19 protein-coding genes are annotated in these 22,594 nt (G+C 66.9%); 12 read left to right on the plus strand and 7 right to left on the minus strand.

Annotated elements, in window-relative coordinates:
- Position 1 precedes the first annotated feature (1 nt).
- The 5 genes from mrdA (at position 2) to lpxD (ending at position 8,891) form a co-directional block, all read left to right on the plus strand.
- Positions 2-1,981, plus strand: coding sequence for a penicillin-binding protein 2 (gene mrdA, locus BVG12_RS23835; protein WP_075794554.1), 1,980 nt, complete (start codon positions 2-4; stop codon positions 1,979-1,981).
- Between the two features lie 3 nt (positions 1,982-1,984).
- Positions 1,985-3,100, plus strand: a complete 1,116-nt coding sequence (gene rodA / locus BVG12_RS23840; RefSeq protein ID WP_075794555.1) for a rod shape-determining protein RodA — start codon at positions 1,985-1,987, stop codon at positions 3,098-3,100.
- A gap of 145 nt (positions 3,101-3,245) precedes the next feature.
- On the plus strand, positions 3,246-4,127 hold the full coding sequence (locus BVG12_RS23845; RefSeq protein WP_229503696.1) for a septal ring lytic transglycosylase RlpA family protein: 882 nt from the start codon (positions 3,246-3,248) through the stop codon (positions 4,125-4,127).
- Between the two features lie 407 nt (positions 4,128-4,534).
- A complete protein-coding gene (locus tag BVG12_RS23850; protein ID WP_075794556.1) occupies positions 4,535-7,627 on the plus strand; it encodes a TonB-dependent receptor in 3,093 nt (1,030 codons plus the stop codon).
- 187 nt (positions 7,628-7,814) lie between these two features.
- Positions 7,815-8,891, plus strand: coding sequence for a UDP-3-O-(3-hydroxymyristoyl)glucosamine N-acyltransferase (lpxD, locus tag BVG12_RS23855; protein ID WP_075794557.1), 1,077 nt, complete (start codon positions 7,815-7,817; stop codon positions 8,889-8,891).
- A 31-nt stretch (positions 8,892-8,922) separates the two neighbouring features.
- On the opposite strand, the gene BVG12_RS23860 is transcribed toward lpxD, so the two are convergent.
- The 7 genes from BVG12_RS23860 to argS are packed head-to-tail and all read right to left on the minus strand — an operon-like array spanning position 8,923 to position 15,286.
- Entirely contained in the window at positions 8,923-9,783 is an 861-nt protein-coding gene (locus BVG12_RS23860) for an SPOR domain-containing protein (protein WP_075796527.1), read from the minus strand.
- Between the two features lie 10 nt (positions 9,784-9,793).
- Entirely contained in the window at positions 9,794-10,561 is a 768-nt protein-coding gene (locus tag BVG12_RS23865) for a type III pantothenate kinase (RefSeq protein WP_075794558.1), read from the minus strand.
- A gap of 16 nt (positions 10,562-10,577) precedes the next feature.
- Positions 10,578-11,342, minus strand: a complete 765-nt coding sequence (locus BVG12_RS23870; RefSeq protein WP_075794559.1) for a biotin--[acetyl-CoA-carboxylase] ligase — start codon at positions 11,340-11,342, stop codon at positions 10,578-10,580.
- On the minus strand, positions 11,339-12,133 hold the full coding sequence (locus BVG12_RS23875) for an SDR family oxidoreductase (protein WP_075794560.1): 795 nt from the start codon (positions 12,131-12,133) through the stop codon (positions 11,339-11,341). The genes BVG12_RS23870 and BVG12_RS23875 overlap by 4 nt, the downstream gene beginning before the upstream one ends.
- Positions 12,130-12,807 carry a thiol:disulfide interchange protein DsbA/DsbL gene (locus tag BVG12_RS23880; protein ID WP_075794561.1) on the minus strand — a complete coding sequence of 226 codons (678 nt, stop codon included), beginning with the start codon at positions 12,805-12,807 and terminating at the stop codon, positions 12,130-12,132. The genes BVG12_RS23875 and BVG12_RS23880 overlap by 4 nt, the downstream gene beginning before the upstream one ends.
- A gap of 9 nt (positions 12,808-12,816) precedes the next feature.
- Positions 12,817-13,530: an SPOR domain-containing protein gene (locus BVG12_RS23885; RefSeq protein ID WP_075796528.1), complete on the minus strand. Its 714-nt coding sequence runs from the start codon at positions 13,528-13,530 to the stop codon at positions 12,817-12,819.
- Between the two features lie 28 nt (positions 13,531-13,558).
- On the minus strand, positions 13,559-15,286 hold the full coding sequence (argS, locus tag BVG12_RS23890) for an arginine--tRNA ligase (protein WP_075794562.1): 1,728 nt from the start codon (positions 15,284-15,286) through the stop codon (positions 13,559-13,561).
- Positions 15,287-15,468: 182 nt separating this feature from the next.
- Between argS and rsmB the strand changes: the two genes are divergently transcribed.
- The 7 genes from rsmB to BVG12_RS23925 all read left to right on the plus strand — a co-directional run bounded on the left by rsmB (position 15,469) and on the right by BVG12_RS23925 (position 22,514).
- Positions 15,469-17,049 (plus strand): 16S rRNA (cytosine(967)-C(5))-methyltransferase RsmB, encoded by a 1,581-nt coding sequence (gene rsmB / locus BVG12_RS23895; RefSeq protein ID WP_083685353.1) that lies wholly within the window; start codon positions 15,469-15,471, stop codon positions 17,047-17,049.
- Between the two features lie 36 nt (positions 17,050-17,085).
- Positions 17,086-17,649, plus strand: a complete 564-nt coding sequence (locus tag BVG12_RS23900; RefSeq protein WP_075794563.1) for a DUF4390 domain-containing protein — start codon at positions 17,086-17,088, stop codon at positions 17,647-17,649.
- 3 nt (positions 17,650-17,652) lie between these two features.
- Positions 17,653-19,941 carry a sensor histidine kinase gene (locus BVG12_RS23905; protein ID WP_075794564.1) on the plus strand — a complete coding sequence of 763 codons (2,289 nt, stop codon included), beginning with the start codon at positions 17,653-17,655 and terminating at the stop codon, positions 19,939-19,941.
- A 93-nt stretch (positions 19,942-20,034) separates the two neighbouring features.
- Positions 20,035-20,787, plus strand: coding sequence for a response regulator (locus BVG12_RS23910; protein WP_075794565.1), 753 nt, complete (start codon positions 20,035-20,037; stop codon positions 20,785-20,787).
- Complete coding sequence (locus BVG12_RS23915) at positions 20,777-21,175, plus strand: hypothetical protein (protein ID WP_075794566.1); 399 nt, start codon at positions 20,777-20,779, stop codon at positions 21,173-21,175. Before BVG12_RS23910 ends, BVG12_RS23915 begins: the two co-directional genes overlap by 11 nt.
- A 164-nt stretch (positions 21,176-21,339) precedes the next feature.
- Positions 21,340-21,597, plus strand: coding sequence for a BTH_I0359 family protein (locus tag BVG12_RS23920; protein ID WP_036235350.1), 258 nt, complete (start codon positions 21,340-21,342; stop codon positions 21,595-21,597).
- Between the two features lie 149 nt (positions 21,598-21,746).
- Entirely contained in the window at positions 21,747-22,514 is a 768-nt protein-coding gene (locus tag BVG12_RS23925) for a class II glutamine amidotransferase (protein ID WP_075794567.1), read from the plus strand.
- The last annotated feature ends 80 nt before the right edge of the window (positions 22,515-22,594 follow it).

The following is a 22,594-nucleotide window of genomic DNA, read 5'->3' on the forward strand; positions in this document are numbered from 1 at the left end:
AATGACCGAGATTAAAGACAGCGATCGCGAGATCCACCTGTTCCGCATGCGCCTGACGGCGATCGCGCTGTTCGTGTTCATCTGCTTCGGCCTGCTCGTCGCGCGCTTCGTCTGGCTGCAGGTCGTCAAGCACAGCCAGTACATGGCGCAGGCCGAGGACAACCGCATCGCGCTCGTCCCCATCGTCCCGAACCGCGGCCTGATCGTGGACCGCAACGGCGTCGTCCTGGCCAGTAACTACTCGGCCTACACGCTCGAGATCACGCCGTCGAAGCTGGAAGCGAACCTGGATTCCGTCATCGACGAGCTGGCGAAGCTCGTCACGATCGAACCGAAAGACAGGAAGCGCTTCAAGCGCCTGATGGAAGAGTCGAAGAATTTTTCCAGCGTCCCGATCCGCACCCGCCTGACGGACGACGAGGTCGCGCGCTTCACCGCGCAGCGTTTCCGCTTCCCCGGCGTGGAAGTGCAGGCGCGCCTGTTCCGCCAGTATCCGCTGGGCGAGGTGGCGTCGCACGTGCTGGGCTATATCGGCCGCATCAACCAGGCCGAGGCCAAGGTCATCGAGGCCGGCGACGATGCCGCCAACTACACGGGCACGGACCACATCGGCAAGGAAGGCCTGGAAAAGAGCTATGAACGGCAGCTGCACGGCCAGACAGGCTACGAGGAAGTGGAGCGCTCGGCCGGCGGCCGCGCGATCCGGACCTTGTCGCGCACGCCGCCGACGCCGGGCAACAACCTGATCCTGTCGATCGACATCGAGCTGCAGAAGGTCGTCGAGCAGGCGTTCGGCGATTACCGCGGCGCGCTGGTCGCCATCGAACCGTCGACGGGCGACGTGCTCGCCTACGTGTCGCGTCCCGGCTTCGACCCGAACCTGTTCGTCGACGGCATCGACTCGCAGAGCTGGACGGAGCTGAACACGTCGCTCGACAAGCCGCTGATGAACCGTCCGCTGTCCGGCACGTATCCGCCCGGCTCGACGTTCAAGCCCTACATGGCGCTGGCCGCGCTCGAGTACGGCCTGCGCCGTCCCGAGTACGGCATCAGCGACCCGGGCTTCTTCGTGCTGGGCGGGCACCGCTTCAACGACGACAAGAAGGGCGGCCACGGCTACATGGACATGTACCGCTCGATCGTGATGTCGTGCGACACGTATTACTACCAGCTCGGCAACGAGATGGGCATCGACCGCATCCACGATTTCATGCAGCCGTTCGGCTTCGGCGAAAAGACCGGCATCGACCTCGAACATGAGAAGACCGGCGTGCTGCCGTCGCAGGCGTGGAAACGCGAGCGCTTCAAGCGCAGCCGCGCGGCGCAGAAGTGGGTGGGCGGCGACACGATCTCGATCTCCATCGGCAACGGCTTCAACAGCTACACGCCGCTGCAGATGGCGCACGCGGTGGCCACGCTGGCCAACGACGGCGTCATCATGAAGCCGCACCTCGTCAAGCTGCTCGAGGACGGCGGCAATCACGCGCGCACGCCGACGGTGCCGAAGGAATCCGGCCGCATCCCGATCAAGCAGCAGAACATCGACGTCATCAAGCGCGCGATGGCCGGCGTGACGTCGGACCAGAGCGGCACGGCATTCATCCCGTTCCGCGGCGTACAATACACGGTGGCCGGCAAGACGGGTACGGCGCAGGTCGTGGGCCTCAAGGGCCAGAAATACAATGCCGCCGCGACGCCGGAACGCCTGCGCGACAACGCGTTGTTCATCGCGTTCGCACCGGCCGACCATCCGCGCATCGCGCTCGCGCTCGTCGTGGAAAACGCCGGCTTCGGCGCGGCCGTGGCGGCGCCGATCGCGCGCAAGGCGCTCGATTACTACCTGCTCGGCAAGCGCCCGGGCGACGCCGACAAGCCGGCGCCGAAGGCCGTCGATCCGGTGCCGGCGGACGAAGACCAGGTGGCGCCCACGGCCGGCGCCGACTTCAGGCCGGGCGGCGAGACCCCCGGCAACAAGGACTGAACCATGGCGCATTTTCCCGAACGCCGCTCGCTCAGCCGGCGCCTCAAACCGTATTTCACCGTCTTCGACCCGGCGCTGTCGCTGATCCTGTTCCTGCTGCTGTGCGTGGGACTGGTCACGCTGTCCTCGGCCGGCCACGACTTCCCGGGCCGCCTGGAAGGCCAGATGCGCAACATCCTCGCGGCCTTCGTGTTCATGTGGCTTGCTGCCATCGTGCCGCCGCAGACGCTGCTGCGGCTGGCGGTGCCCGTGTACACGTTCGGCGTCGCGCTGCTGCTGGCCGTGGCGGTCGCCGGCACCATCAAGAAGGGCGCGCGGCGCTGGCTGCACGTGGGCGTCGACATCCAGCCGTCCGAGATCATGAAGATCGCCACGCCGCTGATGCTGGCCTGGTATTTCCAGACGCGTGCCGGCGCCCTCAAGTGGAAGTCGTTCGTGGTGGCGGCACTGTTGCTCGGGGTGCCGTTCGGCCTCATCGCCAAGCAGCCCGACCTGGGCACGGCGCTGCTGGTGGGCGGATCGGGCTTCTACGTGATCTTCCTGGCCGGCTTGTCGTGGAAGGCGCTGGCCGCGTTGTTCGTGGCCGGCTGCGGCGCATTGCCCGTGGCCTGGTCGATGATGCACGACTACCAGCGCGAGCGGGTGATGACCCTCATCGATCCGACGTCCGACCCGCTCGGCAAGGGTTTTCACATCATCCAGTCGACCATCGCGATCGGCTCGGGCGGCGTGTCCGGCAAGGGGTATATGAAGGGCACACAGGCGTATCTCGAGTTCATTCCCGAGCGCACCACCGACTTCATCTTTTCGGTATATTCCGAGGAATTCGGTCTGATCGGTAACCTGGTGCTGCTGTTCCTGTACCTGCTGCTGATCGGACGCGCGATGATGATCGCGGCCAATGCGCCGAACCTGTTCACGCGCCTGCTGGCGGGCGCGGTCGCGATGATGTTTTTTACGTATGCTTTCGTCAACATGGGCATGGTCAGCGGCATCCTGCCCGTGGTCGGAGTTCCGCTTCCTTTCATGAGCTATGGCGGTACCGCGTTGATTACTTTGGGCCTCTGCAGTGGTATATTGATGAGTATTCAACGACACCGCAAACTGGTGCAGACCTGATATGCAAGAGAACGCGATGGCCGTTCCGAGGTTACTCCCAGCGGTCATTGCGTTGTTGGCAATGATGGCGGGCTGCAGTACCACGGACCAGAACGGCGAACACAAAAGCCTGATTCCCCTGCCTTGGAAGCACAAGGTGACCCGCGTGGACCCGACGCTTCCCAACCTCCCGGCGGCCGGCTCCGGCCGCGGCGGCTACTACCAGGACGATGGCCCCGGCGCGAACCCGCCGCCCGGCCTGCTCGACACGCCCGATGCCGTCGTCAAGTACGAACCCTACGCCAAGTTCGCCAACAAGCCGTACGCCGTGTTCGGCCAGACGTACACCCCGCTCATCAACGACGAACCGTTCACCCAGCGCGGCGTCGCCAGCTGGTATGGCGTGAAGTTCCACGGCCAGCGCACGTCGTCGGGCGAGGCCTACGACATGTACAAGATGACGGCCGCGCATCCGACTCTGCCCATTCCCTCGTATGCGCGCATCACGAGCCTGGAAAGCGGCAAGTCGGTCGTCGTGCGCATCAACGACCGCGGCCCGTTCCACTCCGACCGCATCGTCGACGTCTCGTACACGGCGGCCCTCAAGCTCGGCCTGCTGGGGAAGGGCAGCCACGAAGTGCAGATCGAGCGCCTGTTCCCGGGCGACGTGGTGCAGCTCGCGTCCGCGCGCCGCGCCGCCGCATCCGAGGCACAGGCGATGTCGGCGCCGCCCGCCATCGCCGCGCTGATGCTGGAAGACCGCGTCGACATGGACAGCGCCGCCGTCGCGCGCGCACAGACCGCCCCCGCCGCCGCGTTGACGCCGGGCTTCTATCTGCAGCTGGGTGCCTACGGGCGCGCAGGCAAGGCCGAGGAAATGGGCGAAAAGCTCAGGCAGGCCGGCATCGACCTGGATGTCGCGGTCGTGCGCTCCGGCAGCGTCAACCGCCTGTACGGCGGCCCGTTCGAAACCCGTGCGCTGGCGCAGGAAGCGGCGCGCACGCTGCCGGCAGGGCTTGGCCTGAAACCCATCGTCGTACGGCGCTGAGCCGTTTGCTGCGCTTCAGCTCGCATAGACATCTGATGTCTGATCAATATTCCGCCGAATTGCGCCCGATAGTTGCCGATTTCCCACAATGGATGCCGATTTTGACCGGCCGCGTGTCCTAAAAGTAGGTTTCCTTAGGGTTCATCATCGGATGTCAGACATCTGCAACGATTTTTTCTTTGCTACACGCTACCATTTTTTTGCCAGGAAAATGGCCAGTATTCCGAATATTAAAAGGGTCACTGCGTTAAAAACCAGAATAAACACATAGGCTGAATCGATGTTTGCGCATAACATTCTTGTTTGCGCGTTTGACACCATTAACATTGTGCTCCTAAACTGGTTTTGCCAACGATAAAGACGGCCCATCGTCACATCCTTGGCACAGAAAAACACAGGAGACAGCAATGATCGAGAAGTCCGTACAGCGGCGCCGCCAGCGCCGGCAAGTCGTGCTTGGCCTGAGCGTACTCGCCGGCCTCATCCAGCAAGCCTATGCGCAGGAAACCGCGGCCCCGGCCCAGGACGCACCAGCCCAGGTCGCGCCGGCCGTGCAGGCCGATACCGCCGTCGTCAAAGTGACCGGCTACCGCGCCAGTCTGCTGTCGTCGGCCAAGGACAAGAAGGAAGCCGTCGGCTTCCAGGACACCATCAGCGCCGAAGACATCGGTAAATTCCCCGACAAGAACATCGCCGAATCGCTGAGCCGCGTGCCGGGCGTGCAGATCGCCCGCGACGTGACGGGCGAGGGCATGAACATCCAGATCCGCGGCCTCGGTTCGAGCTTCACCAAGATCCTGCTGAACAATGCGCAAATCGCCGTGGCGTCGTCCGGGCCGATCGACGGCGCGAGCACCAACCGCGAAGTCGACCTCGACCTGCTGCCGACCGACCTGTTCACCAAACTGACGGTCAGCAAGAGCCCGACGGCCGACCTCATCGAAGGGGGCGCCGCCGGCGTCGTCAATATGCGCAGCGCGCGCCCGTTCGACAATCCGGGCACGCACGTCTCGTACAGCGGCACCGCGCAGAAGCAGCAGATCGCCGACGGCGTCGGCGGCCGCGGTTCCCTCGTCGCCAGCAAGACCTGGGGCGACACGTTCGGCATCCTGGCCGGCATCGCCGTCAACCGCCAGAAGCTGCGCACGACCGGTTATGAGACCGTGGGCCTGACGAACCCGAACCTGACGGCCGCCCAGAGCTCGTCGCCGACCCGCAACAGCACCGGTGGCGGCAACTGGACGATCCCGGCCACCGTCCCGGCCGGGGCCGGCGCGGGCCTCGTGGCGGGCACGCCGATCAATCAGGCCTTCCTGCTGGCGAACAACCCGGGGCTGACGATCGACCAGATCGACAACGCCCTCGTGCCGCGCTTGGGCCGCTTCATGGATTACTTCGGTACCCGCGACAAGAGTTCGGCCATCCTCAGCGCCGAATGGCGTCCGCTGGAGAACCTACACTTCTACGTCGACACGCTGTACAGCAAGAAGGACGACGACATGCAGCGCATCGCCTACACCTGGGCGGTCCGCAACAACGCGGCGATTCCGCTGAACATGCAGGTCGACAAGAGCGACTGCAGCAAGGGCTGCACGGTCACCTCGGGCACGTATGCCAATTCGACGTATTTCATCGAATTCGGCCCGCGCCGCGACCGCACCGACCTCAAGGGCATCAATCCGGGCATGGAGTGGAAGATCACCCCGACCCTGAAACTGGAGGCCCAGGCCAACGCCACCAAGTCGACGTTCTCGCACGAGGCGCCGACCGTCATGCCGATCACGGCGGCCGGCAGCGGCCTCGTCACCACCTTCCAGAACAACGGCGGCGTGCCGAGCATCACGTTCAACAAGGACGTCAACGATCCGGCCAACTTCGTCTGGGCCGGCGGCCGCGTCAACATCCAGAACGAGCTGCGCGAGACGAGCACGAAGGGCTTCCACACCGACCTGACCTGGGGCGATTCCAAGCTGAGCCTGAAAGCCGGTCTCGCCTACGACGACATCGACCGCCGCATCCGCGGCCAGGACAACTCGGCCGCATGGCAGGCCGCCGTGTGCGGCAACAATCCGAGCGTCTTCCTGCAGGGCCCGAACGGCGCCCCGCCGTGCGACGGCGCCAGCACGCCGGGCGCCAGCGCGGCCGCCCTGTACCCGGGCTACGGTACCGGCTACACGGCCGGCCAGACGACGCCGCTCACGTACCAGGGGTCGCTGATCCCGCTGAACAAGCTGTCCAGCTACCTGGTGCAGGGCCCGTACGGCCGCCTGGTCGTCGACTGGGACCGCTTCCGCAAGGATTCGAACTACGACGCCTACAATTCGAGCGCGCCGGATTCCACGAGCTCGTCGACGGGCGCCAGCTCGGGCTATGTGCGTGAAAAGGCCACCGGCTTCTATACCGAGATCAACGGCGAGACGGCGCTGGCCGGCTTCCCGGTCCGCTACAACGCCGGCGTGCGCTATGTCCGCACCAAGCAGGAAGTCGGTTCCCTGAACTCGTTCAGCGATCCGCGCAACGCCAGCCTGACGTTGAACGGCTCGAAGTATCCGAACCGGACCGAGTGGGTCTACCAGGACACCACCTACAACAACACGCTGCCGTCGGCCACCGCGGCCATCACGCTGCGCCAGGACATCGTGGCCCGCATCGCGGCGTCGAAGACGATGACCCGTGCGAATCCGAACTCGCTGCGTCCGGGCATCAACTTCAGCGGCACGTCGGCGGACGTAGGCACCATCGGCAGCCCGGAACTCAAGCCCTACCTGTCGAACAACATCGACCTGGGTATCGACTGGTACACCGGGCGTGAGGGCTACGTGAGCCTGACCGTGTTCCAGAAGAAGGTGAAGGGCTTCACCGTCATCGACAACCTGACGATGCCGTTCAGCGCCCTGGCCGCCTACGGCATCACCTACAACAACCTGATCCCGACCCAGCAGGTGGCGATCAACTCGCGCGGCGGTCCGGACGTGGCCATCGTGGTGATGAGCCAGGAACGCAACGCCGGCGGCATCCTGACCGTGCGCGGCCTGGAGATCGGCTGGGTCCAGCCGCTCGACAAGCTGCTGCCGGTCAAGGGCTTCGGCTTCAGCGAGACGGCCACGCTGATCAACCAGAGCGCCAGCGGCGAGGGCACCAACGGCTTCGTCGCCCTGAACGTGCCGAAGAAGAGCAACAACTTCGGCTTCTACTACGAGAACCACGGCTACATGGCGCGCATCTCGCACCAGTACCAGCAGGGCAGCCAGAGCGCCAACGCGAACCAGAGCGGCGTGACGCTGGCGGCGCTGTACGGCCGCTCGTACAAGCAGGCCGACTTCTCGTCCAGCGTGGACCTGGAAGAAGTGCTGGGCCGCGACAAATGGCCGACGCTCACGTTCGACATCGTCAACCTGAACAAGGCCCGCCGCGAAGGCTACTTCCAGTTCCCGAACGCGCAGTTCACGTCGTACGATCCGGGCCGCACCTTCCAGCTGGGCGTCCGCGGCAAGTTCTGATCGCATCGTCCTCCCTTTACGTCCCCTGTCCCCGCTTTCGACCGGCATGCGTCGCGCCGGTTGCGAGCGGGGCTTTTTCTTTTGCGGTAGCTCACACCGCTTCCATTTCCCCTTCGAGATCCGGAACTGCCGACCTGGCGCCCTGTCGAACCGCATACCAACGTAACGACGGGACAGGAGGCGAGGCATGGGCATACGACTCGCGGAGCTGGTCGAACGCTTCGGCGGCAGGCTGCAAGGCGATCCGGACATCGAAGTCACGCGCGTCGCCCCGCTCGACCGCGCGGGCGCCACGGACATCAGCTTCCTCAGCAGCAGCCGGTTGCGGGCCGCGGCCTCGCACAGCCGGGCGGCAGCGCTGATCCTGTCGCCGCTCGACGAACCGCACGTCGCCGCCGCATACGACGGCGCGCGCATCGTCACGGACAATCCGTACGCCTATTACGCGCGCACCGCGCAATACCTGTGTGCGCCCGCCGACGCGCCGGCGCCAGGCATCCATCCATCGGCCGTCGTGCACGCGCGCGCGCGCGTGGACCCGACCGCCAGCATCGGCCCGCATGTCACGGTGGGGGCGGGCGCGATCATCGGGCCCGGTGCCGTGATCGATGCCGGCTGCTACATCGGTCCGGAAGCCTCGGTGGGGGAGGGCACGCACTTCTTGCCCAACGTGACCTTCCACGCCCGCTGCGTCATCGGCGCGCGCGGCATCGTCCACTCCGGCGCCGTGATCGGCGGCGACGGCTTCGGCTTCGCGGTGGATGGCGGCGTCTACATCAAGATCCCGCAGACGGGACGCGTGGTGATCGGGGACGACGTCGACATCGGCACGAACACGGCGATCGACCGCGGCGCGCTGGACGACACCGTCATCGAGGACGGCGTGAAACTCGACAACCTGATCCAGATCGGCCACAACTGCCGTATCGGCGCACACACGGCGATGGCCGGCTGCGTGGGCGTGGCGGGCAGCGCCAACATCGGCCGACACTGCACGTTCGGCGGCGCCGCGATGATCAACGGCCACATCGACATCGCCGACAACGTCCACGTCACGGCCGGCACGCTGGTGCCGAATTCGATCACGGAACCGGGCCGCTACACGGGCTTTTATCCGATCGCGCCGAACGCGGAATGGGAGCGCAACGCGGCGCTGCTGCGTAACCTGTCGGGGATGCGGGAAAAGATCAAGGCGCTCGAGCGGGCGGTCAGAGTGCTGGGTGGCGAGCAGGCGGCACGGGCGGGGGCGCAGTCGGTGAAGTAGTTTTGCGGTCAGTTTTTGCGTTCGCTCGCGCTCAGCCGCAAGCCTTGACCTCGGCCCCATCGTAGCGCTCGGCAAACCCTGCAATGCGCTTGCGCGTCGCGGCGTCGAGGTTGCGCACGCGGTAGACGTAGTGCGTCGTCTGCGGTCCACGCGGCGCGATGCGCGCCGTGTGCACGCCTTGCTTGACCAGTTGGGCGAGCATGGCCTGGGCGCCGCTCTCGGTCTTGAACACGCCCAGCGAGATCCCGTACTTGAGCGGGGAATCGCCCTGCATGATGTAGAAATTCGTCAAGCCCAGGTTGCGCAGTTCCGCGGCCTTCTTGTCGGCGGCTTCCTTGCTGCCTTGCGGCGGGATGTGCACGAGCCAGCTGGTCACGTCCTGGGCCTGGACGCTCTGGCGCGACTGGCGGTCGCCGAGGTCGAGCGTGGCCAGCCGCGCCTCGAAGCGGCGGGCGTCGCCTGCATCGAATGGGCCGATCTCCGTGCACGCGAAGGCGGGCGCGGGCGCCGGCGCTGCCGCTGCCGCGCCGGTATTGTTCGCCGGCGCAGGGGCCGGTGCGGCAACGGATGCGGGCGCGCTTGCCGCAGCACTTGGCGATGCTGCGCCGCCAGCCGGAGCGCCGGCCGCCGGAACGCTGGCCGCTGGAGCGCCGGCCGCCGCAGCGCCGGCCGCCGGAACGGCCGCCTCATCGCCACCGGCCGGGGGCGTAGCCGCCTTCGCGGCGGCCTCGGCCTGGTCGCGCGTCAGCAGCGTCATCTTGGCCGTATTGAACTGGCGCTTGAGACGCGCCGGTTCGTGTTCATTGCTCTTGCCCGTGCCCAACAGGCCCTGGGCATAGGCGAACAGGGCGGCGTTCAGGAACAGCAGGGACCAGAAGGCGAGTCGTAGCACGAGCATGTCCTCAAGCGGATGCGGAGTCGGGATCGGAAGCGAGCAGCGGTGCGGCCGCATGCAGGCCCACCAGCACGATATTATCCAGCATCCAGTGCGGAACGGACAGCAGCGGCGCCACGCTGGCCGCCGCGCCGCCGGAGACGATGCACAGGTCGGCCGGCAGGGCGGCGCAGGCGCGTTCGATGGCGCCCGCCTGCGCGGCCAGGCAGCCGGACAGGATGGCGTCGCTCGTGTGGTCGGCGAACACGGGCGGCGCGGCGTAGCGCTCGCCCGGCGCCACCTGCGGCAGCTGGGCCGTGCCGCGCGCCAGCGCGCCCAGCATCAGGCCCAGGCCCGGCAGGATCATCCCGCCGAGGAATTCGCCGGCGGCCGTCACCGCGTCGACCGTCGTCGCGGTGCCGCATGTCGCCACGACGAGGGCTTTGCCCGGTGCGAGGCAGCGTGCGCCGAGCGCGGCGGCGAAGCGGTCGCTGCCCAGTTGCGCGGGATGGCGGTAGCGGTTGCGCAGGCCGCCCAATTCGGCGCGCGACACGAACCAGTGCGGCGCGGCCGGCAGCAGCGGGGCGAGCAGGGCCGTCAGCGCCGCCTGCATCGCGTGGCCGGCCACGTTCGAGACGATCGCGCGCGTGAGTCCTTGGCCGGCCCAGGCGGCCTGCAGGCGGTCCAGTTCCGCGTGCGGCACGGCGCCGTGCGCGGTCCAGTCGCCGGGTGCCGCGTCGGGTGCCGCGATCGCCCATTTGATTCTCGTGTTTCCTGCATCGACGAGTAGCACCATGGTGTCTCCCTCCAGGTCAATCGCGCGTGCGCAGCGACACGTCGCCGGCGACGATCGTGATGCGGCCGGCCGCCGTGTCGAGCAGCATGCGGCCCGTGTCGTCCACGCCGGCGGCCAGGCCCTCGTGCCGGATCTCGCCGCGGTCGAGCAGGACGACGGGCCGGCCGGCCCAGGCGTGCAGCATGTTCCAGCGCGCCGCGAACGCGGTAAAGCCCTGCTGCTCGAACAGGGACAGCGCGTCGGCCAGGCCGTCGAGCAGCGCGGCCATCAGCTCGTCGCGGTCCATGCGCGCGAGCCACGGCATCGCGGCGGCGCTGCGCCCGATCTTTTCTTCGAGTGCGTCCGGCATCACGAGGTTCAAGCCGATGCCGACGATGGTCCAGGCCGCGCCGGAAGGCAACACCTGCGTTTCGACGAGGATGCCGGCCAGCTTGTCGCCATCCTTGAGCACGTCGTTCGGCCATTTCAGTTGCACGGGCTGGCCGAGCTTGCCGAGCGTCTCCGCCAGCGCGACGCCGATCGCGAGCGGCAGGCCGGCCAGGGCGCGCAGGCCGTCGGCGAAGCGCCAGGCCAGCGAGAACGTCAGCGAGTTGCCCGGCTCGGACAGCCAGCTGCGGCCCGCGCGTCCGCGCCCGGCCGTCTGGTGTTCCGCGACCAGCAGCACCGGCGCCGTCAGCCCCGGTGCACGCGCCAGCAGGTCGGCGTTCGTCGAGCCGGTCCGTGCGACCACCTCGACGGCGACGCCGGCCCGGGACAGGCTCAGAATGCGCTCGGCGTTCATGGCGCCGCCTTTCCCGCCTTCGTCGGCGCGTGCACGAACAGCGCGTCGAACAGGACGTTGGGCAGCAGGCGCAGGAGCTTGGCGACGATGCCCATCGGCCAAGGGATCACGCGGTAGCTTCGGCCGGCGTCGATGGCGCGCGCGGCGGCCGCCGCGAAGCGGTCGGCGGGCATCAGGAAGGGCATGGGAAAGCGGTTGTGACGGGTCATCGGAGTGTCGATGTAGCCGGGCGCGATGGTCACGACCCGGATACCGTGGGGTTGCAATTCGAGGCGGAGCGATTCCGCATAGGTGTGCACGGCCGACTTCGACGCGCAATAGGCGCCGGCGCCCTTCATGCCGCGGATGCCGGCGACGCTGCCGATCGCGACCAGGCGGCGCGGGCCGGTGCCGTGCTTCATCGTTTCGATAAACGGTGCGAAGGTGGCCACGAGGGCCGTGACGTTGACGGCGAGGATCTCGGCGAACCGGGACAGGTCGCCCGGCCGTTCCGTCAGCGTGCCGGCCGAGACGCCGGCGCTGGCGATGACGATGTCGGCGCCGCCTTCGCGCGCGATGAAGTCGGCCGCGGCCGCGGCCAGCGCGGCGTGGTCCGTCACGTCGACGGCGTAGATGTGGTGGTCGCTGGAGGCCGGCAGGGAGGCGGCCAGCGAGTGCAAGGCGTCCGCGCGGCGGCCGAGCAGGCCGAGGACGGCGCCGCGCGCGGCGTATTCCCGAGCCAGGGAGGCGCCGATGCCGCTGGATGCGCCGGTGACGAACACGCGCAGCCGACGGCCCTGCGCCGCGGTCATCGCTTGTCCGCTTTCGCTTTCGTGACGAGGAAGTCCATCGCCTGCAAGGCCGTCTGCTGTTGCTGGGCTTCGGTCGTGCCCTCGGGCGCGCCCGCGCCCGCGTGCGACGGCGACGTGATGAAGCGGCCGTCGATCACGACGAGCGGCCAGCGGTCCACGCCGTACGCCTCCATCATCGCGCTTGCTCTGCGCAGCTTCGCCTGGATGCCGAACGAGCGGTAGGTGTCGATGAATTTCGCGCGGTCGATGCCGTTTTGCGCCACCCAGTCGAACACCTGCTCGTCGCTGGACAGGCGCAGGTGCTGCTGGTGCATCGCGTCGAACACCTTCTGGTGGTACTGGCTCAACAGGCCCATCGCGTCCAGCGTGTAGAACAGGCGCTGCTGCGGCAGCACGCTGGCGTCGCGCGGGACGTGCACGCGCTTGAACACGATGTTGTCGCCTTGCTTCTTGACCCAGGCCTCAAGCGCCGGTTCGAAGGCGTAGCAGTGCGGGCAGTAATAGGCGAAGAATTCGATGACTTCGACTTTTTTGCCGGTGTCGGTCGGCTGCGGCACGGGCAGGACGACGTATTGCGCGCCCGCTTGCGGATCGGCCGCCAGCGCCGACGCGGCGTTGAAGCCGGCCGCGAGGCCGAGGAGGGCGGTGCAGAACAGGCGGCGCGGCAGGCGCATGCGGATTCCTTAACGTTGGTTGCGTACGATGGCGACGTCGACGCCGCTGTCGAGCAGTTTCGCGCGCGCCTTGTTCATGGCTTCGACCTGGTTGTACGGACCGAGGCGCACGCGGTGCAGCACGCCGCTGTCGCTCGTGCGGTCGCTGATCGCCGCCTCGAAGCCGAGCAGCGCGAGCTTGGCGCGCGTGGCTTCGGCATCGGACAGGTCGCGGAACGCGCCGGCCTGCAGGTAATAAATGTAGTCGCCGGCGGCGCTTGCCGCGGCCGGCGCCGCCGGTGCGGGTGCCGGTGCGGGCGCCGCGGACGCGACGCGCGTCTCCGGCTTCGGTTCGGCCTTGGCCGGCGCCGTGTCCTTCATCGCGGCGATCGCCTGGCCCAGCGGATCGGCATCGGCGGGCTTGGCGGCGGCGGGAACGTCGGTGCCGGCGCCATTGGTGCGCGCGGCCGCCTTTTCCGCGATCTCCTTGTTCGCTTCGCGCGCGGCGTCGCGGTTGGGGTACATCGGCTTGTTCGGATCCTGGGCCTGGCCCGGCGCCGGATCGGCCGGGCGACCGGCCTTGACCGTCTTGTCGGTGAACGGCGAGGCGCCCTTGGTGATCGTCAGCGCCACCGCGACCGCGATACCCAGGCCGACGATCAGGCCGATGATGAGGCCAGTGAGCGTACTGCCCCGCTGGCGCGAGAAGGAACGAAGCTTATGGTGACGGGAAACGGCGATCATGTAGTACAAGGGGTTGTCGTTGGAACGCTTACATCTTCTCCGGCGCCGAGACGCCGATCAGGGCCAGGCCGTTGCGCAGCACCTGGCGGATGGCGGCCGCCAGCGCGAGGCGCGCGAGCTTGGTCGGCTCGTCGTCGTCGAGCAGCCATTTGTGCGCGAAGTAGTAGCTGTGCAGTTCGCCGGCCAGTTCGCGCAGGTAGAACGCGACCTGGTGCGGGCCCAGCTCGACGAGCGCGCGCTGCAGCATCTCCGGGTACGTCGACAGCTTCGCCAGCAGACCGGATTCGTGCGAGTTGGTCAGCGGCGACAGGTCGACGTTCGCCAGCTGGGCGACGTCGCCGCCCCAGTTCGCGAGGGCCGAGCAGATGCGCGCGTGGGCGTACTGGACGTAGTACACGGGGTTCTCGTCGTTGGTCGCGAGGGCGACGTCGACGTCGAACACGAACTCCGTGTCGGCCTTGCGCGAGATGAGGAAGAAGCGCACGGCGTCGCGGCCGCGGGTCACGTCGCCGTTGCCCGACCATTCGATCAGGTCGCGCACCGTCACGTAGGAACCGGCGCGCTTGGAGATCTTGACCTCTTCGCCGTTCTTCATGACGGTGACCATCTTGTGCAGCACGTAGTCGGGATAGCCCTGCGGGATGCCGATGTTCACGGCCTGCAGGCCGGCGCGCACGCGGGCGATGGTGCCGTGGTGGTCGCTGCCCTGGATATTGATGGCCTGGTCGAAGCCGCGCTTGAATTTCTGGATGTGGTAGGCGACGTCCGGCACGAAATAGGTGTAGGTGCCGTCGGACTTGCGCATCACGCGGTCCTTGTCGTCGCCGTATTCCGTCGTCCTGAGCCACAGCGCGCCGTCCTGCTCGTAGGTCTTGCCGGCGTCGATGAGGGCCTGCACGGCCGCGTCGACCTTGCCGTCCGTGTACAGCGAGGACTCGAGATAGTAATTGTCGAACTTGACGCCGAACGCCTGCAGGTCCTGGTCCTGCTCGTTGCGCAGGTACGTCACGGCGAAGCGGCGGATCGATTCGATGTCGTCGACGTCGCCGCTGGCGGTGGCCGGCTGGCCGTCGCTGGCCGACACGGTTTTCTTCGCTAGGAAGTCGGCGGCGATGTCGGCGATGTAGTCGCCGTTGTATGCCGATTCCGGCCACTCGGCGTCGCCCGGCTTGAAGCCGCGCGCGCGCGCCTGGACGGACGTGGCCAGGGTGGCGATCTGCACGCCGGCGTCGTTGTAATAGAACTCGCGGGTGACCTGGTGGCCCTGCGATTCGAACAGCGACGACAGCGCGTCGCCCAGCGCCGCCTGGCGGCCGTGGCCCACGTGCAGGGGGCCGGTCGGGTTGGCCGACACGAATTCGATGATCACGTGGTGGTCATGCCCCGACTCGCCGCGGCCGAAGGCGTCGCCCTGCTGCAGGACGGTTTTCACGACGGACTGCTTGGCGCTGGCCGCCACGCGCAGGTTGATGAAGCCGGGGCCGGCCACGTCGGCCGATTCGACGAGGCCCGCTGCCAGCGGGTCGGCCAGCAGCGCGGCGACGAGGCGGGTGGCCAGTTCGCGCGGGTTGGTCTTCAGCGGCTTGGCCAGCTGCATGGCGATGTTGCAGGCGATGTCGCCGTGGCTGGGATCGCGTGGGCGTTCAAGGACAACTTTCGGATTAACGTCAGTGGGCGCGAGATCGCTGCCCGCGACAATGGGGGCCAGCGCGGCCTGGAACAGGGCAACGATCTCTTGTTTTTGTTGGGCGAGCATGAGCTGTGGTCGAAAATATAATGGTCGGTGCGGCGCGGTGGCAGGGCCACGGGCAGGCTAAGCAATCATTATACTGGTTTGACGCAACGCGCCACCATCCCGGGACGGCGGAACAAGTCTCGCTTAAGCCTGCGCAACGCGTAACCGTTACAATGTGCGTCTTTATGCATTGATCGATTGCCATGACCGAAAAGCGTCCGACGCTCACCCTCAAACCCAAGGCCGGCGGCCGCAACGGCGGCAAAAAGGCCGGCCCGGCCCGGCCGGGTGGCGCGCCCGGCAAGGGGCAGACCGCCCCGCGCGGCCCCGGCGGCACGCCGCCGCGCGGCAAGGAGAGCAGCACGCAGCGTATCGAGCCGGCCCAGCGCGACGCCGGCCATGCGCCGTCCCGTCCGAAGGAAGAGGGCCCGCGCCTGCGTCAAAGCTACGAGGTCAAGGCCCACGTCCAGCTCGATTACAGTCCCGACCTGCGCACCGATTCCCTCGCGTTCGCCCTGCTGGGCGCGGCGAGCAGCCTCGCGCGCGTGCGCGCCGGCATGGCGCTGCCCCAGGCGCTGGCCGAGGTGTTCCAGGCCTATGATGCGCCGCCGCACGCGCGCGGCGCGATGCAGGACATCGCCTACCGCACCATGCGCCAGCTGGGGCGCAGCGGGGTGTTGTTGGGCCTGATGACGAGCAAGGCGCCCGAGCCCGCCATGCTGGCCGGCCTGCTGGAATGCGCGCTGGCGCTGCTCGACCCGCCCGAGGGCCTCGATCCGCCCTACGACGCCTTCACGGTCGTCGACCAGGCCGTCTTTGCTGCCGGCGCCCACCCGGATTTCGCCCATGCGAAGGCGATGGTGAACGCCGTGCTGCGCCGCTTCCTGCGCGAGCGCGAGCAACTGGTGGCGACCGCCGTGCGCGACTCTGTCGCCCAGTGGAATTATCCGCAATGGTGGATCGATGCCGTGCGCGCCGCGTACCCGGCCGACTGGCAGGGCATCCTCCTGGCCGGCAACCGCCAGCCGCCGCTGACCCTGCGCGTGAACCGCCGCAAGACCGATGTCGACACCTACCTGAAAACGCTGGCGGCCGCCGGCATGCAGGCGGAACAGGTGGGCCCGAGCGCCGTGCGCCTGGCACAGGCCGTGGGCGTGACGCAGATCCCGGGCTTTGCCGACGGCCTCGTCTCCGTGCAGGATGCGGGCGCCCAGCTGGCCGCGCCGCTGCTCGACCTCCGTGACGGCATGCGCGTGCTGGATGCCTGCGCGGCCCCGGGCGGCAAAAGCGGCCACATCCTGGAAACGGCGGACGTCGACCTGACGGCGCTGGACGCGGACGCGCGCCGCCTCGTCCGCGTCGACCAGAATCTGCAGCGCCTGGGCCTGGCCGCGACCGTCAAGGCGGGCGCGGCCGAAGCCACGGATTGGTGGGATGGTCGTCAATACGATCGTATCCTCGCCGACGTGCCGTGCACGGCGTCCGGCATCGTGCGCCGCCACCCGGACATCCGCTGGTTGCGCCGCAAGAGTGACGCCCACCAACTTGCAACACTTTCCAGCAAAATACTCGACAACCTTTGGCAGATGCTCCGGCCCGATGGTAAATTGCTGTTCGTGACATGTTCGCTCTGGCCGCAGGAATCGGAAGCGCAGGCCGCCGCCTTCGCGGCGCGCCACGGTGCGGTCCGTCTCGATGCGCCGGGCCAACTGCTTCCTCGAAGTGGCGCCGGGCAGGATCATGACGGTCTGTTCTACGCCCTGTTCCACAAGGCCCGAGCGTGAGACACCCCGACAACGCTTTTTAAGGCTCTGGCCCTAGTGACTGTACGATTTTTCCTCCTCCTCGCCTGCCAGCTGCTGCTGGCATTGACATGCGCCACGGCGCAGGCGGCCGAAGGGATCGAAATCACCCGCGCCAGCATCGAATCCTCCGACGACGGCTATCGTCTGTCGGCCGCTTATGCGTTCGACCTGACGCCCGGCCTCGAGCAGGCCATCCAGCACGGGGTGCCGCTGTCGTTCACCACCGAGATCGATCTGACCCGGCCGCGCTGGTGGTGGACCGACGACCACGCCGTGACCTCGCGCCGCACGCTCAAGCTGAACTACGATGTGCTGTTCCGCGTCTATCACGTTTCCGCCCCCGGCAGCATCCAGCAGAATTTCGACACGCTCGATGAAGCGCTGCTGGCGATCCGGCGCCCGGCGCGCTGGCTGATCGCCCACAAGGGGGACCTCAAACCGGGTGAGACGTACAACGTCACCGTGCGCATGTTCATGGACCGCGAATACCTGTTGAAGCCGCTTCAGGTCGATGCCTTCAATAATTCCGACTGGCGATTGGCCTCGCACAAAAAGACCTTCACCTACCGTGCGGAGTAAGCCGTGATCAAGGCCTTGCGCTACGCCCTGGTGATCGGCAGCGCGATCGCGTCGATCCTGCTGTTCCTGCTCGCGTCCGCGTCCAGCAACACGGGTTTCTTCGCCCACGACTTCACCTGGCTGCTGGGCCTGATCCTCGGCGTGGCCGGGGCCTTGTTCATCCTGGTGCTGGTCGCGTTCTGGCGCCTGTATTCGCGCTACAAGGCGGGCAAGTTCGGCTCGCGCCTGATGGTCCGGCTGATGATGCTGTTCGGCGGTATCGGCATTCTTCCCGGGCTCGTCGTCTTCATGGTCTCCGTGCAGTTCGTCTCGCACTCGATCGAATCGTGGTTCGACGTCAAGATCGAAGCCGCGCTCGATTCCGGCCTGAACCTGTCGCGCGCCGCGCTCGACGAAGCCGTGGCCGACCTGAACGCCAACGCGGGCACGGTCGCCGCCACGCTGGCGGGGCAGGGCGAACGGGATGCCCAGACCATCCTCGCGCGCGCGCTCGACGACGGCAACGGCATGCAGAGCGCGCTGCTGCTGGACGCCACCGGCAAGCTGGTGGCGAGCGCCACCGAGGACCGCCACGCCGTCCTGGCCGCCGACCTGCCCACGCCGCAGATGCTCAAGCAGGCCGCGATGCCGGGCGGTTACGCGCGTCCGGAAGGCGGCATCGACGACGATTTCCGCGAGGCGCGCGGCGACCAGCCCACCGCCCTCGACGCCGCCACCGGCCTGCGCCTGCGCGTGGTGGTGGCCGTGCCGGAGCCGCCCGGCATGGCGCCGCGCTACCTGCAGCTGACGCAGGCCGTGCCCGTCAACCTGGCGTCGAACGCCGCCGTGCTGAGTACCGCCTACCGCGAATACCAGGAGCGCTTCGCCGCGCGCACGGGCCTGCGCAAGATGTACATCGGCACGCTCACGCTGACGCTGCTGCTGGCGATCTTTTCCGCCATCGGCGCCGCATTCCTCATCGCCGGCAACCTGGCCCAGCCCCTGCTCGTGCTGGCCGAGGGCACGCGCGCCGTGGCCGAGGGCGACCTGTCGCCGCGTCCGATCGTCGAGACCAACGACGAACTGGGCACGCTCACCCAATCGTTCAACGCGATGACGGGCCAGCTGTTCGAGGCCCGCTCCGCCGTCGAACGCAACCGCGCCGCGCTGGAAAGCGCCAAGGCCCACCTGGAATCGGTGCTCGCGAATATGTCGGCCGGCGTGATCGTGATGGATGCCGACGGCGTCGTCGTCAACGCCAACGATGCCGTGCACCGCATCCTGCAGGTCGACGTGGCGTCGCTGGCCGGCCGTCCGCTCGACGAGATCGAGGGGCTGGAAGTCTTCGCCGGCGCCGTCACGCGCGCCTTTTCCGCCCAGAGCGCGCAGTCGGCCGCGGGCCGCGGCCGCGGGCGCTCGCACTGGCAGCAGCAGATCGAAATCCCGCGCCGTCCCGGCACCGGCGACGACCACGACATCACCCTGCTCGCGCGCGGCTCGCGCCTGCCGGTGGGGGCGGGCAGCGGTTTCATCGTCGTGTTCGACGATATCTCCGACGTGATCTCGGCCCAGCGTTCCGTGGCCTGGGGCGAGGTCGCGCGCCGCCTCGCGCACGAGATCAAGAACCCGCTCACGCCGATCCAGCTGTCGGCCGAGCGCCTGCAAATGAAACTGGCCGACCGCGTCGACCCGGACGCCGCCGCGCTCCTCAACAAGGCCACCGACACCATCGTCAGCCAGGTGGCCGCGATGAAGCGCATGGTCGACGACTTCCGCGACTACGCGCGCACGCCCCCGGCCGTGCTGTCGCCCCTGGACCTGAACGATTTGATTGACGAGATCCTGCACCTGTATTTATCCGAGGACGGTTCGGACGTGATCCATCCGTCCCTGCAGCCGGGCCTGCCGCGCGTGATGGGCGACACGACCCAGCTGCGCCAGGTGATCCACAACCTGCTGCAGAACGCGCAGGACGCGCTGGCCGACCGCACGAACCACGACGAGCCGCCGCGTATCGACGTCATTACGGAGACCATCCACTACGTCGGCGCGGACGGCTGCACGGGCACCGCGGTGCGCCTGGCGATCGTCGACAACGGACCCGGTTTCGCGCCCAAGATCCTGTCGCGCGCATTCGAACCGTACGTGACGTCGAAGGCGCGCGGTACGGGCCTGGGCCTGCCGATGGTCAAGAAGATCATCGACGAACATGGCGGCCGGATCGACGTTGCCAACCGCGCCGACGGAACTGGCGCTTCGGTATCGATTTTGCTGTTAAAGTTAGCGCCAGAGGCGAACTTGGCCGAAGCGTGAATCGCGCATAGAATCTTGGCTGTATAAGAGGCCTCCCGGAGAGATAGGCCGGCGCCTCCAAAGAGAGAGTCAGATCAAAAAAGGCATAACAAGATGGCGAACATACTCGTAGTTGACGATGAAATGGGCATCCGCGAGCTGCTCTCGGAAATCCTTGGCGACGAGGGACATGCGGTCCAGCTGGCGGAAAACGCGCAGCAGGCCCGCCAGGCGCGCCAGCAGGGCGCCCCCGACCTGGTGCTGCTCGACATCTGGATGCCCGATACCGACGGCGTCACGCTGCTGAAGGAATGGCAGCGCGACGGTCTGTTGACGATGCCGGTCATCATGATGTCGGGCCACGCCACCATCGACACCGCCGTGGAAGCGACCCGCATCGGCGCCCTGAACTTCCTGGAAAAACCGATCGCCCTGCAAAAGCTGCTGAAAGCCGTGCAACAAGGCCTGCAGCGTGGCCAGGAAGTGGCGCGCGCGCCTGCCATCGCGCCGCGTCCGATGGCCACCGCGGCGTCCGTCGCGGCCCCCGTGCCGGAACCCAGCGCCGCCGTGCAACCCATGTACGCGCCGCAGCCGCAGGGCGGGTCAATGGGCGCGTCGATGGGCATGGCCCGTCCCGTCAGCAATGGCGAGGCGCACGCGCACGGCTACACGCTGTCGTTCGACCTGCCGCTGCGCGAGGCGCGCGACGCGTTCGAACGCATGTACTTCGAGCACCACCTCGGCCGCGAAGGCGGTTCGATGACGCGCGTGGCCGAAAAGACGGGCCTGGAACGTACCCACCTGTACCGCAAGCTCAAGCAGCTCGGCGTCGAGCCGGGCAAGCTGGGCAAGAAGAGTGCACAGTAATCCCGACGGTGCGGCAAACGATGCGCGTACCGTCCTGACCCTCGTTACCGGCGCGGCTGCCTCCACGCGCGAAGCGGCGATCGCCGCTCAGCTTTCCGATCTGCATGAAGACGACACGCAGGCCATCATCCTCGAAGGCCTAGCGTCCGGAAATTCCCCCCTCGATGACCTGCCGCCGACACAAACCGTTGCGCGGATCGCGCCCGGTTGCCTGTGCTGCACCGGCAATCTGGTTTTGCGTGTAACATTGAATCGCCTGCTGCGCCGACGTCCCCGCCGAATCTTCATCGGGGTCGCCGACAGCGAGCATCTTGATCAGTTGCGATCGTGGTTGCAGTCCGAGCCATACGATCAGCTGTTACGGCTGACTTCCGACCTGAATGCGTGAGTCCCTGCAGCGTGTTGATGGTGCATTCGTAACAAGTTGTAGAGATTTCTTGAATTCGGTTCCAGTGGCCCCACTTCATAGTTGAAGTGGAAAGAACGAGGAAAGTAAGCCGTCCGCCGCCGGGCGGCAGCCTTGCACCCATCTGATCGAGTGAAGGAGTCATCATGAACATGATCTATAACAGCGAGCAGTACAGCGTTGTCGAATTTGGCGTCGATCACAACCTCGAAGCCCTGCGCTTCGGCGGTTACGAGATCGTCGACAAGTCCGGTCGGCGCGAAGCTTTCATCGGCGGCAAACTGGCGCAAGCGTTCCGGCGTGATGTCAACAACCTGATCGCGAGCGAACCGACCATGGAGGAAATCGACGATTTCCTGGGTTCGTACGACACCCTCATGAGCCAGCCGGTCGTGCTGCACTGAAGTCTTCCGGCCGGAGATCGCACTCCGGCCACCCGCGCCTGCGTGACGCAGCTCTGTTTGGGCCGGCGACGCAGGAGCCATCGTCTCCCGCATTTTCAAGCAGTTTTTCTCCATATCGGCTTTGCGTCCGCGCATGGTAAGCTTGACCCATGTGTCAACTTCTTGCCATGAATTGCAATGTCCCTACCGACATTGTTTTCAGTTTCACCGGCTTCGCCCATCGGGGCGGACGCACGGACACGCATCATGACGGCTGGGGCATCGCTTTTTTCGAAGGCGCCGGTGTGCGCCATTTCGTCGATCACCAGGCCGCCATCGAGTCGCCCATCGCCGAACTGATCAAGCATTACCCGATCAAGTCGCTGAACGTCATCGCCCACATCCGCAAGGCCACGCAAGGCCAGGTGGCGCTGGAAAACTGTCATCCGTTCGTGCGCGAGATGTGGGGCCGCTACTGGGTGTTCGCCCACAACGGCGACCTCAAGGGCTTCGACCCGATCCTCGACGGGCCCTACCGTCCAGTCGGCAATACCGACAGCGAACGCGCCTTCTGCTTCCTGCTGCAGCAATTGCGCGACCGCTTCGGCGACACGCCGCCCGCGCTGCCCGTGCTGCGCGCGGCCATCGCCGACCTCGTCGCCGTCATCGCGCGCCACGGCACGTTCAACATGATGCTGTCCGACGGCACGGCGCTGTTCGCGCACTGCTCGACGAAGCTGTGCTACGTCGTGCGCCAATATCCGTTCGCGGCCGCTTGCCTGGCCGACGAAGACCTGTCCGTCGACTTTTCCCAGGTGACGACCCCGAACGACCGCGTCGCCATCATCGTCACCACGCCATTGACGACCAACGAGACATGGGCGGACTTCGCGCCCGGCGAACTGAAGGTGTTCGTGGACGGCCTGCCGCAACCGTGATCGTATTGACAAAATTTTTACAGGAAATCATTTTCGAATAGTCACCACGTGGCGGAATGCGTTAAAGTAAGCGTGTTCCA

Source organism: Massilia putida (genome assembly GCF_001941825.1).
Classification (GTDB): Bacteria; Pseudomonadota; Gammaproteobacteria; order Burkholderiales; family Burkholderiaceae_D; genus Telluria; species Telluria putida.

Coding starts and splice junctions, on each gene's coding strand:
- BVG12_RS23870 (WP_075794559.1), bottom strand. CDS start 11,342: ATGAACGCCGAGCGCATTCTGAGCCTGTCCCGGGCCGGCGTCGCCGTC.
- mrdA (WP_075794554.1), top strand. CDS start 2: ATGACCGAGATTAAAGACAGCGATCGCGAGATCCACCTGTTCCGCATG.
- BVG12_RS23910 (WP_075794565.1), top strand. CDS start 20,035: ATGGCGAACATACTCGTAGTTGACGATGAAATGGGCATCCGCGAGCTG.
- rsmB (WP_083685353.1), top strand. CDS start 15,469: ATGACCGAAAAGCGTCCGACGCTCACCCTCAAACCCAAGGCCGGCGGC.
- BVG12_RS23880 (WP_075794561.1), bottom strand. CDS start 12,807: ATGCGCCTGCCGCGCCGCCTGTTCTGCACCGCCCTCCTCGGCCTCGCG.
- BVG12_RS23850 (WP_075794556.1), top strand. CDS start 4,535: ATGATCGAGAAGTCCGTACAGCGGCGCCGCCAGCGCCGGCAAGTCGTG.
- BVG12_RS23925 (WP_075794567.1), top strand. CDS start 21,747: ATGTGTCAACTTCTTGCCATGAATTGCAATGTCCCTACCGACATTGTT.
- BVG12_RS23875 (WP_075794560.1), bottom strand. CDS start 12,133: ATGACCGCGGCGCAGGGCCGTCGGCTGCGCGTGTTCGTCACCGGCGCA.
- argS (WP_075794562.1), bottom strand. CDS start 15,286: ATGCTCGCCCAACAAAAACAAGAGATCGTTGCCCTGTTCCAGGCCGCG.
- BVG12_RS23865 (WP_075794558.1), bottom strand. CDS start 10,561: ATGGTGCTACTCGTCGATGCAGGAAACACGAGAATCAAATGGGCGATC.
- rodA (WP_075794555.1), top strand. CDS start 1,985: ATGGCGCATTTTCCCGAACGCCGCTCGCTCAGCCGGCGCCTCAAACCG.
- lpxD (WP_075794557.1), top strand. CDS start 7,815: ATGGGCATACGACTCGCGGAGCTGGTCGAACGCTTCGGCGGCAGGCTG.
- BVG12_RS23885 (WP_075796528.1), bottom strand. CDS start 13,530: ATGATCGCCGTTTCCCGTCACCATAAGCTTCGTTCCTTCTCGCGCCAG.
- BVG12_RS23920 (WP_036235350.1), top strand. CDS start 21,340: ATGAACATGATCTATAACAGCGAGCAGTACAGCGTTGTCGAATTTGGC.